Consider the following 16085-nt stretch of genomic DNA (forward strand, 5'->3'; position numbering starts at 1 on the left):
ATTTATTATTTCGCCATTGCGGCACCTTTTACTTCTTCAATTACCTTATCAGCTAAGTTCTTAGGAACTTGAGCATAATGAGAGAACGTTAATGTTGCAGAAGCACGACCTGAGGTGATTGTACGCAAGTCAGTGATGTAACCGAACAATTCCTTCAAGGGAACGTCAGCCTTCAATACCTGTGCATTACCACGGTTGTCCATACCCTTCATAACACCACGTCTTCTGTTCAAGTCACCTGTTACAGAGCCTGTGTATTCGTCAGGTGTTACTACTTCAACACCCATGATTGGTTCCAACAGAATTGGACCCGCCTTGCGGCCTGCTTCTCTGAAACCACCACGCGCTGCCAATTCGAATGACAAGGCATCCGAGTCAACATCGTGGAATGATCCGTGGAACAAACGCACTTTCATGTTGTCGATCTGGTAGCCAGCCAAAGGACCGTTTACCATTGCTTGTTCAAAGCCTTTCTGAATTGCAGGAATGAATTCGCGAGGGATAACACCACCCACGATATCATTAACGAACTCAAGACCTGGCTTATCGCCTTCCTGCATGTCGCGTGGACCGATTTCGAATACGATATCGGCAAATTTACCACGACCACCAGTCTGCTTCTTGTAAACTTCTTTATGTTCAACTGTAGTTGTAAGGGCTTCTTTGTAAGCAACCTGAGGAGCACCCTGGTTGATCTCTACTTTAAATTCGCGCTTCAAACGGTCGATGATGATTTCAAGGTGAAGTTCACCCATACCACGAAGAATGGTTTGTCCTGTTTCGTGATCTGTGTTCACACGAAGTGTAGGATCTTCTTCTACCAATTTTGCAATAGCCATACCTAATTTGTCAGCATCGGCCTGTTTCTTAGGCTCGATTGCGTAACCAATTACTGGTTCAGGGAAATTCATTGACTCAAGAATCACTTTGTTCTTTTCATCACAAAGTGTGTCTCCTGTCTTAATATCTTTAAATCCAACAACAGCACCAATATCACCAGCTTCTAAGCGTTCGATTTGGTTTTGTTTGTTCGCGTGCATTTGGAATACACGAGAAATACGTTCCTTTTGCTCAGAACGTGTATTGTATACATAAGAGCCAGATTCCAATACGCCAGAATAAGCGCGGATGAAACACAAGCGTCCTACGAATGGATCTGTTGCAATTTTGAAGGCAAGAGCTACGAAAGGACCTTTTGTATCAGGCTTCACAGGCACTTCTGCATCTGTATCAGGGTTAGTACCCACGATCGTATCCTTGTCCATTGGTGAAGGAAGTAACTCCATCACATAGTCAAGCATAGTTTGCACGCCTTTGTTTTTGAAAGAAGAACCGCACACCATGGGTACAATCTTCATATCGATAGTAGCCGCACGAAGTGCTTTCAGGATTTCAGCTTCAGTGATAGAGCTAGGGTCATTGAAGAATTTTTCCATCAACGACTCGTCATAGTCAGCAACTGCCTCGAGTAGTTTTTCTCTGTATTCGTTGGCTTCTTCAACCATGTCAGCAGGAACAGGAATTTCTGTGAAAGTCATTCCTTTATCTTCTTCGTTCCAGATGATACCACGGTTGTTTACCAAGTCAACAACACCTTTAAAGTTTTCTTCAGAACCGATAGGTAATTGAAGAGCAACAGCTGTGCTGCCTAATTTCTCCTTAACCTGTTTTACAACACCAAGGAAGTCAGAACCAGAGCGGTCCATCTTATTTACGAAGCCAATACGGGCAACCTTGTAGTTGTCAGCAAGGCGCCAGTTTGTTTCTGATTGAGGTTCAACACCATCAACAGCACTAAATAAGAATACAAGACCATCCAATACACGAAGCGAGCGGTTTACCTCAACAGTAAAATCCACGTGACCAGGCGTATCAATAATGTTTACGTGATAATCGTTGTTTCTGTATTTCCAGAATACGGTAGTCGCAGCAGAAGTGATTGTAATACCACGCTCCTGCTCCTGAGCCATCCAGTCCATGGTAGCTGCACCATCGTGTACTTCACCTATTTTGTGGTTTACACCAGCATAGTAAAGAATACGCTCTGTGGTAGTTGTTTTACCCGCATCGATGTGAGCGGCAATACCAATATTTCTTGTGTATTTAAGATCTCTTGACATGAACCTCTGCCTCTCTTATTAGAATCTGAAATGTGAAAACGCCTTGTTAGCTTCTGCCATACGGTGCGTATCATCTTTTTTCTTGATCGCAGCACCTTCACCTTTAGAAGCCGCAACAATTTCTGCAGCCAGCTTATCGGTCATGGTCTTCTCACCACGCAATCTTGAATAGTCAATCAACCATTTGATGCAAAGGTTAACCTTGCGCTCAGGTCTGATTTCAACAGGAACCTGGAATGTAGCGCCACCAACACGTCTGGACTTCACCTCTACAGATGGAGTAAGATTCGCCATAGCACGCTTCCAAACTTCCAGACCACTTTCGCTGGTCTTCTTCTCTACTAATTCAAGTGCATCGTAGAAAGTATTGTACGAAATGCTCTTCTTACCATCGTACATCAGGTAGTTAACAAATTTTGTTACCAGTGTATCCTGAAATTTAGGATCAGGAAGAAGATATCTTTTCTTTGGTTTTGATTTTCTCATGACTCGCTAAAGTTATTTTTTCTTTGCCGGAGCACCTTTTGCTGCTGGAGCAGCGGCACCTGGCTTAGGACGTTTTGCACCATATTTAGAACGGCTCTGCTTGCGACCATTCACCCCCGCAGTATCCAAGGCACCGCGAACGATGTGGTAACGAACACCTGGTAGATCTTTTACACGACCTCCACGCACAAGCACAATTGAGTGCTCTTGCAGGTTGTGTCCTTCACCCATGATGTAAGCGTTAACCTCCTTTTGGTTGGTTAGACGCACACGAGCTACTTTACGCATCGCAGAATTTGGCTTCTTAGGCGTTGTTGTGTACACACGTGTACATACCCCTCTGCGTTGAGGGTTTGAATCAAGGGCGGGTGACTTTGACTTGAAAGTCAGCTTTGTCCGTCCTTTTCTCACAAGTTGCTGAATGGTAGGCATTTATCCTTTGTTTTTATAGACCTGTTCAAAAATAGGACTGCAAAGGTACCAAGAACCTTTTAAGACGCAAACAAGGGATTGAGAAATTTCAGCTAAATCATTGAAAAACAGGCGATAAAATTAATTTTTTAAGAATTTATCTCCTGTTACCAGCCCTCAGCAGGTCAATTTCTATAAAAGTTAAGCTTAAAATGTGCCAAGCGCGACCCAGGCGGGTATCATTCCTGCGCTTTTGAGGTTAGGGAAAGCGAAGGTTTTTCTCCTACATATTAGAAAACTCAGCTTTAGCACTTCCATTGTTTAGAGCGATTTCCAATGCAAGGGTAAGCATCTCTGTTGTCCTTAATTCCCTATCCTCAGCACCAAGAGCCTCTCCAGATAAAATATGATCACTTATTGTTAATAGAGACAATGCCTTAACGGAGAAGTGCCGGGCCATGGCATATACCATGCTTGTCTCCATCTCAACGGCCAGCACTCCCTGAGAGACCATAGGTTGGTATCGGTTAACCTCTTCGGAATAAAAGAGGTCGGTGCTGAAGACTGGGCCCTCATAAAGTACTATGCCCAATGCTTTTGCGCTAGCCCTGGCCTGTTGCAAAAGATCCAGGTTTGCAGTGGGGTACTCCCCTGACTTTTTATGATAATGCTGCACCACTCCGGAATCCGTAATGGCCTGATTTGTCCAAGCTGCAAGGATGGTTGTAGGGCTCCGGCCGTTCCAACGCGGATTACACGCTTAATCTGATAATCACAAATAAGCTCGTGTAAATAAAGTGCCGTGCTGGGAATGCCCATCCCTGTGCCTTGGATGGAAATCTTTCTCCCTTTATAAAAGCCCGTATAGCCCTCCATCCCCCTGATCTGATTATAGCAAAAAGCATGTTGCAAATGCTTTGCAAAATGTCGCGCGCGTAAAGGATCTCCAGTAATGAGCACTGTATCTGCTATGTCTCCTTGCTTTGCTTCCAGGTGTAAACTCATATTGTTACGATCATCTCATCATGGTTTTATTTTACACCAATCGATCTGTTTATAACATTACAGCATTCAGGATTCTAATAAAATGAGGAAAGTCAAGTTGATCAATGTGTTTTCGTATGTCAAATGAGTATGAAATAGCGTATAGATTTAATTGTGTCAAGGTTGATCTCTAATCCGCTTGGGAATTATGATTTTACACGATCTGATAACTTACATCACACCATCGAAAGTCATTTTTCCATAGTCACTGTCAGAACCCATTTTTTGAATCCGCTCATTAACGGCCATCAGTGTTAATGCAAACATTAATAAAAAGCCAATGTTGAAGAACATTTCATTCAATGAGAACAGACCTTGATAAGCCATAATAACATACCCAAACATAGTAACAGCAAGAAATGCTGCCGCTAACAAAAGCGTTACACCTTCGCGACTCTCACTGTAGGCCCTGGCAACAATTACTAAGATCGATATTAATAGAATTGTACTTAGCCCCAGGTATAGCTGCACATAGGTAGTAAACAGCAGGGGTGGGAATACAAGGGTAAATACTGTAAAACCGATACAAGCAATGATGTAAATCATCCGAAATACTTTGCTTACCTCTTTGGGGAAAAGGCTGCCAACCAATAACGATCCAAACAAGGTGGATAAGTATAAACTGATGTACTCTGTACGAACAAGGAAGTGCCAATTAATGTCCTGAAACCATTGTACAATTTGATAGTGGTTTGAAAAAGCTGCCCGTACCACCCATGAAAAACATAACAAAGCATACAGTACATGAGGCACGGTTCTGCGCAATAAATAAAGTACGACACCTATAAAACCAAGTAAAGTTAAACCACTTAGCAAAATAATACTGGAAATTTCTGTGCGCCTTTCATCTTGTTTCAATTGTTCTGCCGTGCCAAGCATTAAGGGGCTGTTAATTCCTGTTCTATGATGGTAGAAGTTTGAAAGTTTAATCACTATCTCAAGGGTATCCTTCTTTTGCTCAAAAAAGTAAGTGCTCGGTTTCCATTGAGGCTTACTCATTTCCTTGCTACTGCCAACTACACCATTCTTACCAGCCAATTCACCATTCAGCCATAGCTCATACGCACAATAAACATCGGGCATGGTTACCGCCAAAGCATGCTGTCGGTCTGAAGAAGCCATCAATACTTTTAACCTATATGTTCCATACTGTGTAGAAACTTTGCCCTCCTCTTCAGCCCACCACGATGGTATTACAACAAATGATTGATTTGATTTTTTTAATAAGGTGTTTAGCTCATTGGGATAAAACTCCCATAAGCCCTTAAGTGCAACAGGTTGTTTTGCAAATTGCCCTTGCGGAACAATGAAAAGTGCTTCTTGATTTGATCTTTGGCTAGGCGCATCATCCTTGAAGGATAGCAACAGCGAGACCATGGTGATAAGTATGCTTGGGGAAAACACATGAGTAGGGTTTAGTCTTGTTAAAACAAAAACCACAATTTGTGCCAATATCCCAGTTAGGGAATAAAGTTCGCCATTTTAGGAAAAACGAAGTTTATAACGTTTGCATCAGGCACACCCAACAAAACTAATTCCATTTTGGGAACAAAAAGTCTCTAAATGGATCTATGTGAAATGTGACTTTGTAGGTAATTTCTGATCAATTCTGAAACAAACATCTTTTTTGAATCATTATTCATGTTTTATTACACAACGATTTGATTAAGGGAGCTCACGTTTTTAATTTTTACATTTGAAGGTCTATCTAGACTTAGCTTTAAAAACATCCATCAGATATTTCGCTCTGGTAAAGTCTATTTCTTTGTATTCAACACTGTCTTTACTATCAATTGTTATCTGATAATAAAATCTCTCCTTTTGCTTAGGTGTAAGTGTTAACTCCTTCTTATCCCCAAAAATAAATCGACTTGGTGTAAAGGGTGGAATAGTATCTCTTAAATACTCCCCATACTCTTTCAAACTTGTTTGGTACTCTCCAATCTTCTCTACCTTTATTGACTTAACAACATGCTTAGCTGGTTTATTTAATATAGTTATAATAGCCCAATGTTCTTTTTCAGAAAAGGTTATTCCATTATCCTTAGTTCTTTTTAATTTATTTAACTCTTGTAAATAACTAAACATTATCGGCTTGGTTACTTTTTTCTCTGTCTGATACCGTTTCAACAATTCAGGCTCTTCAGCTAAAAGGAATATAATGGATTGCCTTGTAACCACTGATGCAATCCCCGTATTATGATGTATCACAACCAACTCCCCTTTTTGATCATCGATACTATCGTCTGCAGCAATTGATTGTGCTGACAGATCAATGATCATACCTATTAATGCACCGGTTAATCCACCAGCAACTCCACCAACTAAACTTGCAGAAACTGTAGTTTCAACTCGTAAAATAAAATAATAACCCTTATCAAGAATTTTATTGAAAGGCGCTTCAGGTTCATTACCAAGCCCCAGTTGAGGCCAGAATTTATTTACGTTCACATATACCTCTCCATCTTTACTAAAGCCCCAATAGTTCTTAAATAAGTCAGCGCGGGTAAGAGAATCGTTCTCTAATAAAATACCGACTGTTCTTCCATTACCTTTCTGGATAAACTTAAGCACACCGGGTTTATTGGGTGAGTTTTTCCTAAATGCGAAAAAATTGGTGTAGAGACCAGCCTTTATTTCTGAATCCCTAATTATATCCTGCGCAATTAAGTTTGTACTTAAACTCAGAAAAAGTAATAGTGCCTTTGTCATTCTACTGAATTAGAATACTTACACTTAGGCCTGCCCCATTGCACCACCAAAATTCATCGGGAATTTAGGGGATTCCGTTGTTTGCTTAATAGCACCAAATGATGCTTCGTACTTAGCAATGTTATCTTCCAGAGCAGCGAGCAAACGTTTGGCATGCTCGGGGGTAATTACAATTCTTGATTTAACTTTTGCCTTGGGTACGCCAGGCATAAGTCTGATAAAATCGATAACGAACTCACTGTTGGAGTGGGCTATCATAGCCAGGTTAGAGTAGATGCCTTCTGCTACTTCTTCAGTAAGCTCTATGTTAATCTGATTCTGGTTGGGTACGGGTTTATTTTTTTCGTCAGCCATAAATTTTATTTAAAATTATAAATTCAATATTTAAAATTAGTCATAAACAAGACCAGTCGCCCCCTCTCCTTTGGAGAAGGCTGGGGTGAGGCTTTAAATGAAAAGTGCTGACGAATCTAATCATCAGCACATTTTCAAATCTTCAAATTATCGAATCAGTATTAATCCTGAAGTTCTTTCTCTTTACGAGATGGACGCTCAGGTGCATTTCTCAATGCCTCGTATTCGTCTTTATGTGTAACAATCAAGTCGTTGAACTTGCGCTGACCTGTACCGGCAGGGATCAAGTGACCTACGATCACATTTTCCTTCAAGCCATTCAGACCATCTGCTTTACCACGGATGGCAGCTTCGCTCAATACTTTAGTTGTTTCCTGGAATGATGCAGCTGACAACCAGCTTTCAGTCTTCAAGGAAGCTTGTGTGATACCTTGTAGCGTAGGTCTTGACACAGCAGCCTGTGCATCGCGCACTTCAGCCAACTTCATATCCTTGCGCTTCAATTGCGAATTTTCATCACGGAACTCACGGCCCGTTACGATCTGACCTGGCTTGAACTTATCTGAGTCACCGGCATCGGTTACTACTTTCTTATCCAACACTAAGTCATTCTCTTCACGGAAGGTAAGTTTGTCTACCATTTCACCAGGCAAGAAGCTTGTATCACCTGAATCGATGATTTCCACTTTTTGCATCATCTGGCTAACGATACACTCAATGTGCTTATCGTTGATCTTCACACCTTGCAAACGGTATACTTCCTGAATTTCATTAACTAAGTATTCCTGTACTGCAGTAGGGCCTTTGATTGCCAAAATATCTGAAGGCGTGATTGAACCATCTGACAATGGCTGACCAGCTTTCACGAAGTCATTATCCTGCACAAGAATGTGCTTAGACAATGGCACTAAATAACGCTTCTGTACACCATCGCGTGACTCGATGAAAATTTCACGGTTACCACGCTTGATACCACCATACGTTACTACACCATCGATTTCACTCACAACAGCAGGGTTAGAAGGATTTCTCGCTTCAAACAATTCTGTTACGCGTGGCAGACCACCAGTAATATCGCGTGACTTACCCATAGTACGAGGAATCTTGGCAAGTACCTGACCCGCTTTGATTTTTTGTCCTTCGTCTACTGCTAAGTGAGCGCCTACCGGGATGTTGTATCCTTTAGTATCGTTCTTACCCTTAACAATTACAGCAGGGTTTTTAGTCTTATCACGTGTGTCAGTAATTACTTTTTCACGGTGACCAGTCTGCTCATCTGATTCTTCTTTGAAGGTTACACCTTCAATGATAGCTTCGTATGCAATTTCACCATCGAATTCAGATAAGATAACTGCGTTGTATGGATCCCAGTAGCAAAGCTCCTGACCTTTTTCAACAGTTACACCATCCTTAACTCTCAAGAATGCACCATAAGGAACGTTGTTTGAAATCAAGACTCTTCCCTCCTTATCAACAATTCTGATTTCACCTGTACGACCCATTACGATCTGTACTTTGTTACCTTCATTATCTGTGCTTTCGATCGTACGCAAACCTTCGAACTCAATCTTACCTGGGAACTTGGCCTTCACATTTGCTTCAACAGCAATATTTGATGCCGTACCACCCACGTGGAATGTACGAAGTGTAAGCTGTGTACCTGGCTCACCAATTGACTGAGCAGCGATAACACCTACAGCTTCACCTGCCTGCACCATGCGGCCGCTGGCAAGGTTACGTCCATAACATTTCGCGCAACCACCTACTTTAGATTCGCAAGTAAGGATAGAGCGAATTTCAACTTCTTCTATATTGGTCTCATCAATTTGCTTGGCAATCTCATCGGTGATTTCCTGATTAGCTGCTAAGATCAACTCTTGTGTTAATGGATCATAAACATCATGTACGGATACACGACCTACGATACGTTCTGCCAAAGGTTCAACAATATCCTCGTTATCCTTCAGGGCAGTTACTTTCAAACCACGCAAGGTTCCGCAATCCTCTTCAGAGATTACAAGATCCTGCGCAACGTCTACTAATCTTCGTGTCAGGTAACCGGCATCCGCTGTTTTCAAAGCTGTATCAGCCAAACCTTTACGTGCACCGTGTGTAGAGATAAAGTACTCTAATACATCCAGTCCTTCTTTGAAGTTAGATAAGATTGGGTTTTCAATGATGGAACCTACAGAACCTGCAAGGTTCTTTTGAGGTTTCGCCATCAAACCACGCATACCACCTAACTGACGAATCTGTTCGCGAGAACCGCGAGCACCTGAGTGCATCATCATGTAGATCGGGTTGAAGCCCTGATCATCATTCTCTAATTGCGTCATCAATGTATTTGTCAACATGGTGTTAGCACGTGTCCAAATATCAATTACCTGGTTGTAACGTTCGTTGTCCGTGATAAGACCCATCATATAGTTGTTCCAAACGGCATCAACTTCTTTCTGAGCATCTTTCACAAATTTTTCTTTCTCAACCGGAATCTTCACATCGTTCAATCCCATTGACAAACCACCCTTGTATGCCATCTGGAAACCAAGTTCCTTAATGTCATCCAGGAATTTTGCTGTCTTTGCTAAACCTGCCAGTTTAAATACATCGGCAATAATAGTCTGAAGCTTCTTCTTAGAAAGAAGTTCATCTACGAAACCAACTTCTTCAGGCACGTATTGATTGAAGATTACACGACCGGCAACTGTTTCAATTATTTTATGAGTAAGCTCGCCAGTTTTCTTATCTCTTACTTTAGCTCTTACTTTAATGATGGCATTCTTAGAAAGTTTGCCTTCGTTGTAAGCAATCACCAATTCTTCAGCTGAATAGAATTTTCTGCCTTCGCCTAACACTGCTGCTTCAGGTGTTCCTTTTCTGCCTTTAGTAAGGTAGTACAGACCCAACACCATGTCCTGAGAAGGTACAGTAATAGGTGCACCGTTAGCAGGGTTCAAAATGTTGTGCGATGACAGCATCAATACAGATGCTTCCAAAATAGCTTCTTGTCCAAGTGGCACGTGAACGGCCATCTGGTCACCGTCAAAGTCAGCGTTAAAGGCAGTACACACAAGAGGGTGTAACTGAATCGCTTTTCCTTCGATCAACTTAGGTTGGAAAGCCTGGATACCCAATCTGTGAAGTGTAGGGGCACGGTTTAAAAGAACAGGGTGTCCTTTCAATACGTTTTCCAAAATATCCCAGATCACAGGATCCTTGCGGTCAACAATTTTCTTAGCTGACTTTACAGTCTTCACAATACCTCTTTCGATGAGCTTGCGAATAATGAATGGCTTGAATAATTCAGCCGCCATGTCTTTTGGAAGACCGCACTCATGCAATTTCAATTCAGGACCAACCACAATTACGGAACGGCCTGAGTAGTCAACACGCTTACCTAGTAAGTTCTGACGGAAACGTCCTTGCTTACCTTTCAACATGTCACTCAATGATTTCAAGGCACGGTTACCATCAGAACGAACCGCATTCACCTTACGTGAGTTGTCGAACAAGGAGTCAACCGCTTCCTGAAGCATACGCTTCTCGTTACGAAGAATTACTTCAGGCGCTTTAATATCGATCAATCTCTTCAGACGGTTGTTACGGATAATAACGCGTCTGTAAAGATCATTTAAATCTGATGTTGCAAAACGACCACCATCCAAAGGAACAAGCGGACGAAGTTCTGGTGGAATAACCGGAACCATTTTAATCACCATCCACTCTGGCTTGTTGGTAATGCGTGTGTTTGCATCACGGAAAGCTTCTACAACTTTCAAACGCTTTAAGGCTTCTGCCTTGCGTTGTTGTGAAGTATCTGTTGCAGCCTGGTGGCGCAACTCATACGACATCTCATCCAGGTTAAGGCGAGACAACAACATTTCCAATGCATCAGCACCCATCTTCGCAATGAACTTGCGAGGATCGTTGTCATCCAGCATTTGGTTTTCGCGTGGAAGTTTATCTACGATATCCAGGTATTCTTCTTCGGTTAAGAAATCAAGACGGTTAATGCTGTCTTCTTCTTTAACACCTGGTTGAATAACCACATAGCGTTCGTAGTAAATGATCTGATCAAGTTTCTTGGTAGCAAGACCAAGTAAGTAACCAATCTTATTCGGTAAAGAACGGAAATACCAGATGTGAGCAACAGGTACCACCAGTTCGATGTGCCCCATGCGCTCGCGTCTTACTTTCTTCTCAGTAACTTCTACTCCGCAACGGTCGCAGATGATACCTTTATAACGAATACGCTTGTATTTACCGCAATGACATTCCCAATCCTTTACAGGACCAAAAATGCGCTCACAGAACAAACCGCCCATTTCAGGCTTGTACGTTCTGTAGTTGATGGTCTCTGGTTGTGTAACCTCACCATGCGAGCTTTCCAAAATAGATTCCGGAGAAGCTAAGCTGATGGTGATTTTAGAGAAATCGCTGTTGATCTTTTTATTTTTTCTGAAAGACATCTCTGTGTTGTTTAGTCTTTAGTTCAATTCTTTTTGTTCGTTGTTCGTTATTGGTTGTTCGATTCGAATAACGAACAACCAATAACCATCAACGTTAATTAATCCATTGTAATTTCAAGAGCAAGACCTCTGAGTTCGTGCACCAATACGTTGAACGATTCAGGGATGTTTGGCTTGCGCATGTTCTCTCCTTTTACAATTGATTCGTATGCTTTTGCGCGACCGATTACGTCATCAGACTTAATCGTCAGGATTTCCTGAAGAATGTGAGATGCACCGAAGGCCTCAATCGCCCACACTTCCATTTCTCCGAAACGCTGACCACCGAACTGTGCCTTACCACCCAATGGCTGTTGCGTAATGAGTGAGTACGGTCCGATAGAACGTGCGTGCATCTTATCATCAACCAAGTGACCAAGTTTGAGCATGTATGCCACACCCACGGTTACAGGTTGATCGAATTTCACACCAGATAAACCATCGTATAGATAAGTTCTTCCGTATTCAGGTAAACCAGCTTCCTTCAGTTCATTCTGTACTTCTTCAATAGAGGCACCATCGAAAATCGGAGTTGCATACTTGCGACCCAATTTCTTACCGGCCCACGCCAATACTGCTTCATACAGCTGACCCAAGTTCATACGAGAAGGTACACCCAGCGGGTTCAAGCAGATGTCAACAGGTGTTCCATCTTCCAGGAATGGCATATCTTCATCGCGTACGATACGGGCTACAACACCCTTGTTACCGTGGCGACCCGCCATCTTATCACCTACTTTCAATTTGCGTTTCTTCGCAATGTATACTTTCGCCAGCTGAACAATACCTGTCGGTAATTCATCACCTACTTCCAGTGTAAAGCGCTCGCGCTTAAATTCACCTGAAATGGTATTGCGTTTTAAGATGTAGTTCTTAGTCAACTGAGCTACCAGATCATTGGTATGATCATCGCTTGTCCAGTTTTCTAACGATACATCAGCAATCAAATTCACTTCTTCAGGAACTGCATAGTTGCTTTCATCACGGTAGATGTTCTTGTCAGGGAAGAGGTTGTTCTCAATTACTTTCGCAGAGAACTTAACACCTTTACTTACTAACTCATCACCGAACTTATGTTTTACACCGTTGCTGGTTTTAGTATTCAGCAAAGCGCTCAACTTCTTGATCATTTCATTGCGCAGATCAGTCAATTGCTTGCTGTAGCGGTTCTTTAATGCATCAAGTTCTTTCTTGTTTTTCGTACGAAGATCCTTGTCACGTTTAGGACGTGAGAACAATTTCGTTTCAATAACCACACCTTTCAATGATGGTGGTGCCTTCATTGAAGCATCCTTCACATCACCAGCCTTATCACCGAAGATGGCACGAAGTAGTTTTTCTTCTGGTGTAGGATCCGTTTCACCTTTAGGAGTGATCTTACCAATCAGAATATCGCCTTCCTTCACTTCAGCACCTACACGGATGATACCGTTTTCGTCAAGGTTTTTAACTGCCTCTTCGCTTACGTTAGGAATTTCAGAAGTTAATTCTTCTTCACCACGTTTAGTATCGCGAACCTCAAGTTCAAATTCTTCAATGTGGATAGATGTGTAAATATCATCGCGTACAACACGCTCAGAAATTACAATCGCATCTTCAAAGTTATAACCCTGCCAAGGCATGTAAGCCACCACCAGGTTACGACCTAAGGCAAGTTCACCGCCTTGTGTTGCATATCCCTGACATAATGGTTGCCCTTTTACAACTTTATCACCTTTTCTTACAAGCGGTGTTAAATTGATACAAGTATCCTGGTTAGTTCTGCGGAACTTGATCAGGTTATAAGTTTTGTATTCGTTATCGAAGTGTACAAGCTCTTGTTCTTCAGAGCGCTCGTATTTCACTACAATTTTCTTTGCATCAACATAGTCAACAACACCAGCACCTTCAGCCAATACCAATGTGCGTGAATCCAAGGCGATACGGCTTTCGAGACCAGTACCCACGATAGGAGCTTCAGGGCGCATTAAAGGCACTGCCTGACGTTGCATGTTCGAACCCATCAGGGCACGGTTGGCATCGTCATGTTCAAGGAAAGGAATCATAGAAGCCGCTACAGATACGATCTGGTTAGGCGCCACATCCATGTAACGAAGTTCTTTAGGTTCAACCACTGGGAAGTCACCTTCAAAACGTGCTTTTACTTTTTCTTCAGCGAAGTCACCATTCTCTTTCAACTTGGCGTTAGCCTGTGCGATGTAATGTGTGTCTTCTTCTTCAGCTGTTAAGAATATGATAGAGTCTTTCGACTTTACTTTACCATTTTCAATCTTACGGTAAGGTGTTTCGATGAAGCCCATCTTGTTCACTTTTGCGTGAACGCAGAGAGACGAAATCAAACCGATGTTCGGACCTTCCGGAGTTTCAATAGTACAAAGGCGACCGTAGTGCGTATAGTGAACGTCACGTACCTCGAAGCCTGCACGTTCTCTTGAGAGACCGCCCGGACCGAGTGCCGACATTCTGCGCTTGTGTGTAATCTCGGCCAGTGGATTGGTTTGATCCATGAACTGGCTAAGCTGGTTAGTACCAAAGAATGAGTTGATAACAGAAGACAAGGTACGCGCGTTGATCAGATCAACAGGCTTGAAGTCTTCGTTGTCACGAACGTTCATTCTTTCTTTAATGGTACGCGCCATACGGGCAAGACCTACACCGAATTGGGTGTAAAGCTGCTCACCTACAGTACGCACACGTCTGTTGCTCAAGTGATCGATATCATCGATCAATGCCTTTGAGTTGATCAGACCAATCAGGTACTTAACGATAAGGATGATATCATCCTTAGTCAGTACGCGGTGGTCGTAGCTCAATTCAAGACCTAATTTTTTATTGATACGGTAACGACCTACTTCACCAAGATCATAACGCTTCTCACTAAAGAATAAGCTGTTAATGATATCGCGTGCTGTTTGTTCGTCAGGCGCTTCAGTATTTCTTAATTGACGGTAGATATACTCAACCGCTTCTTTTTCTGAGTTAGAATTATCTTTCGCTAAAGTGTTGAAGATAATTGTGTAATCAGCTACGTTGATATCATCGCGGTGCAAGATAATTGACTTCACACCTGACTCAACGATTGTATCTGTATCTTCAGCTGAAAGAACATGGTCACGCTCTAACAACACTTCGTTACGGTCGATAGATACTACTTCACCAGTATCTTCATCCACGAAGTCTTCAGTCCATGTTTTTAATACCCTTGCAGCAAGCTTGCGGCCTACTACTTTTTTGAGGGTGTTTTTGTTAGCCTCCACTTCTTCAGACAAGCCGAATAAGTCAAGGATATCTTTATCAGTACCATAACCAATTGCGCGAAGCAAGGTGGTTACAGGGAATTTCTTCTTACGGTCGATGTACGCATACATTACGCTGTTCACGTCAGTGGCAAATTCTATCCACGAACCTTTGAAAGGAATGATACGAGCCGAATATAATTTAGTACCGTTTGTGTGCTTGCTCATGGCAAAGAACACGCCTGGTGAACGGTGTAACTGAGACACGATAACGCGCTCTGCACCGTTGATGACGAACGATCCACGTTCGGTCATGTATGGAATGTTGCCAAGGAACACTTCCTGTTCGATGGTTTCAAAATCTTCGTTGTCCTCATCATTACAAGTGAGGCGCAACTTGGCTTTTAAAGGCACAGAGAAAGTCAATCCTCTATCGATACACTCATCTACTGAGTATTTCGGTGGATCGATGGTATAGTCCACAAACTCCAGCACAAAGTTTTCGCGCGAGTCGCTGATGGGAAAATTCTCTGCGAATACTTTAAATAAGCCTTCGTTTTGACGTTTCTCTGCAGGTGTTTCAATCTGCAGGAAATCCTGGAATGACTGGAGTTGAAGATCCAGAAAATCGGGGTAATCTATTACGCGGTCGATTGACGAGAAATCGATACGACCATTAGAATTTTTCTTTGCCAAGGTTAATCTATTTAGGTGCCTGGACTCTTGAAAGAACTTTTGTGGGTAGAAATGGGAAAAGACCCTGTACCATTTTGACACGGAACAGGGTCTGTGAAGATGATGTGAAGCGCTACCCAGCGATTCTCACCAACCGAAGGGAATTATTTCAATTCTACTTCAGCACCAGCTTCTACAAGCTGCTTCTTCAAGTTTTCAGCTTCGTCCTTAGGAAGACCTTCTTTGATAGTCTTAGGCGCGCCATCAACTACATCTTTAGCTTCTTTCAAGCCAAGACCAGTTAATTCTTTCACAAGCTTCACGATTTGAAGTTTGTTAGCACCAGCGCTCTTCAATACTACATCGAAGTTAGTCTTTTCAGCGGCAGCAGCACCACCGGCAGCAGGGCCAGCAGCAACAGCTACAGCAGCAGCTGCAGGCTCGATTCCGTATGTTTCTTTTAGGTAAGAAGCTAATTCGTTTACTTCTTTAACTGTGAGTTCAACTAGTTGATCTCCAAGTGCTTTAACATCAGCCAT

General features: G+C 42.4%; 11 protein-coding genes. All 11 read right to left on the reverse strand.

Going from position 1 to position 16085, the window contains the following annotated elements; translation table 11 throughout:
* Nucleotides 1–5: 5 nt before the first annotated feature.
* The 11 genes from fusA to rplL all read right to left on the reverse strand — a co-directional run bounded on the left by fusA (nt 6) and on the right by rplL (nt 16085).
* A complete protein-coding gene (gene fusA / locus ACO1XM_RS15090; protein WP_486230451.1) occupies nt 6–2120 on the reverse strand; it encodes an elongation factor G in 2115 nt (704 codons plus the stop codon).
* An 18-nt stretch (nt 2121–2138) separates the two neighbouring features.
* A complete protein-coding gene (gene rpsG / locus ACO1XM_RS15095; RefSeq protein ID WP_486230453.1) occupies nt 2139–2606 on the reverse strand; it encodes a 30S ribosomal protein S7 in 468 nt (155 codons plus the stop codon).
* Nucleotides 2607–2618: 12 nt separating this feature from the next.
* On the reverse strand, nt 2619–3038 hold the full coding sequence (gene rpsL, locus ACO1XM_RS15100; protein WP_486230455.1) for a 30S ribosomal protein S12: 420 nt from the start codon (nt 3036–3038) through the stop codon (nt 2619–2621).
* 262 nt (nt 3039–3300) lie between these two features.
* Entirely contained in the window at nt 3301–3696 is a 396-nt protein-coding gene (locus tag ACO1XM_RS15105; RefSeq protein WP_486230457.1) for a phosphorylase family protein, read from the reverse strand.
* Complete coding sequence (locus ACO1XM_RS15110; protein ID WP_486230459.1) at nt 3600–4022, reverse strand: phosphorylase family protein; 423 nt, start codon at nt 4020–4022, stop codon at nt 3600–3602. Before ACO1XM_RS15110 ends, ACO1XM_RS15105 begins: the two co-directional genes overlap by 97 nt.
* Nucleotides 4023–4232: 210 nt before the next feature.
* Complete coding sequence (locus ACO1XM_RS15115) at nt 4233–5465, reverse strand: 7TM diverse intracellular signaling domain-containing protein (protein ID WP_486230461.1); 1233 nt, start codon at nt 5463–5465, stop codon at nt 4233–4235.
* A gap of 300 nt (nt 5466–5765) precedes the next feature.
* A complete protein-coding gene (locus ACO1XM_RS15120; protein ID WP_486230463.1) occupies nt 5766–6635 on the reverse strand; it encodes a DUF6563 family protein in 870 nt (289 codons plus the stop codon).
* 162 nt (nt 6636–6797) lie between these two features.
* Nucleotides 6798–7127, reverse strand: a complete 330-nt coding sequence (locus ACO1XM_RS15125; protein ID WP_486230465.1) for a DUF3467 domain-containing protein — start codon at nt 7125–7127, stop codon at nt 6798–6800.
* Between the two features lie 161 nt (nt 7128–7288).
* Entirely contained in the window at nt 7289–11596 is a 4308-nt protein-coding gene (gene rpoC, locus ACO1XM_RS15130; protein WP_486230467.1) for a DNA-directed RNA polymerase subunit beta', read from the reverse strand.
* Between the two features lie 98 nt (nt 11597–11694).
* On the reverse strand, nt 11695–15567 hold the full coding sequence (gene rpoB, locus ACO1XM_RS15135) for a DNA-directed RNA polymerase subunit beta (protein ID WP_486230469.1): 3873 nt from the start codon (nt 15565–15567) through the stop codon (nt 11695–11697).
* A 143-nt stretch (nt 15568–15710) separates the two neighbouring features.
* On the reverse strand, nt 15711–16085 hold the full coding sequence (rplL, locus tag ACO1XM_RS15140) for a 50S ribosomal protein L7/L12 (RefSeq protein ID WP_486230471.1): 375 nt from the start codon (nt 16083–16085) through the stop codon (nt 15711–15713).

It is taken from the genome of Chryseotalea sp. (assembly GCF_057350905.1).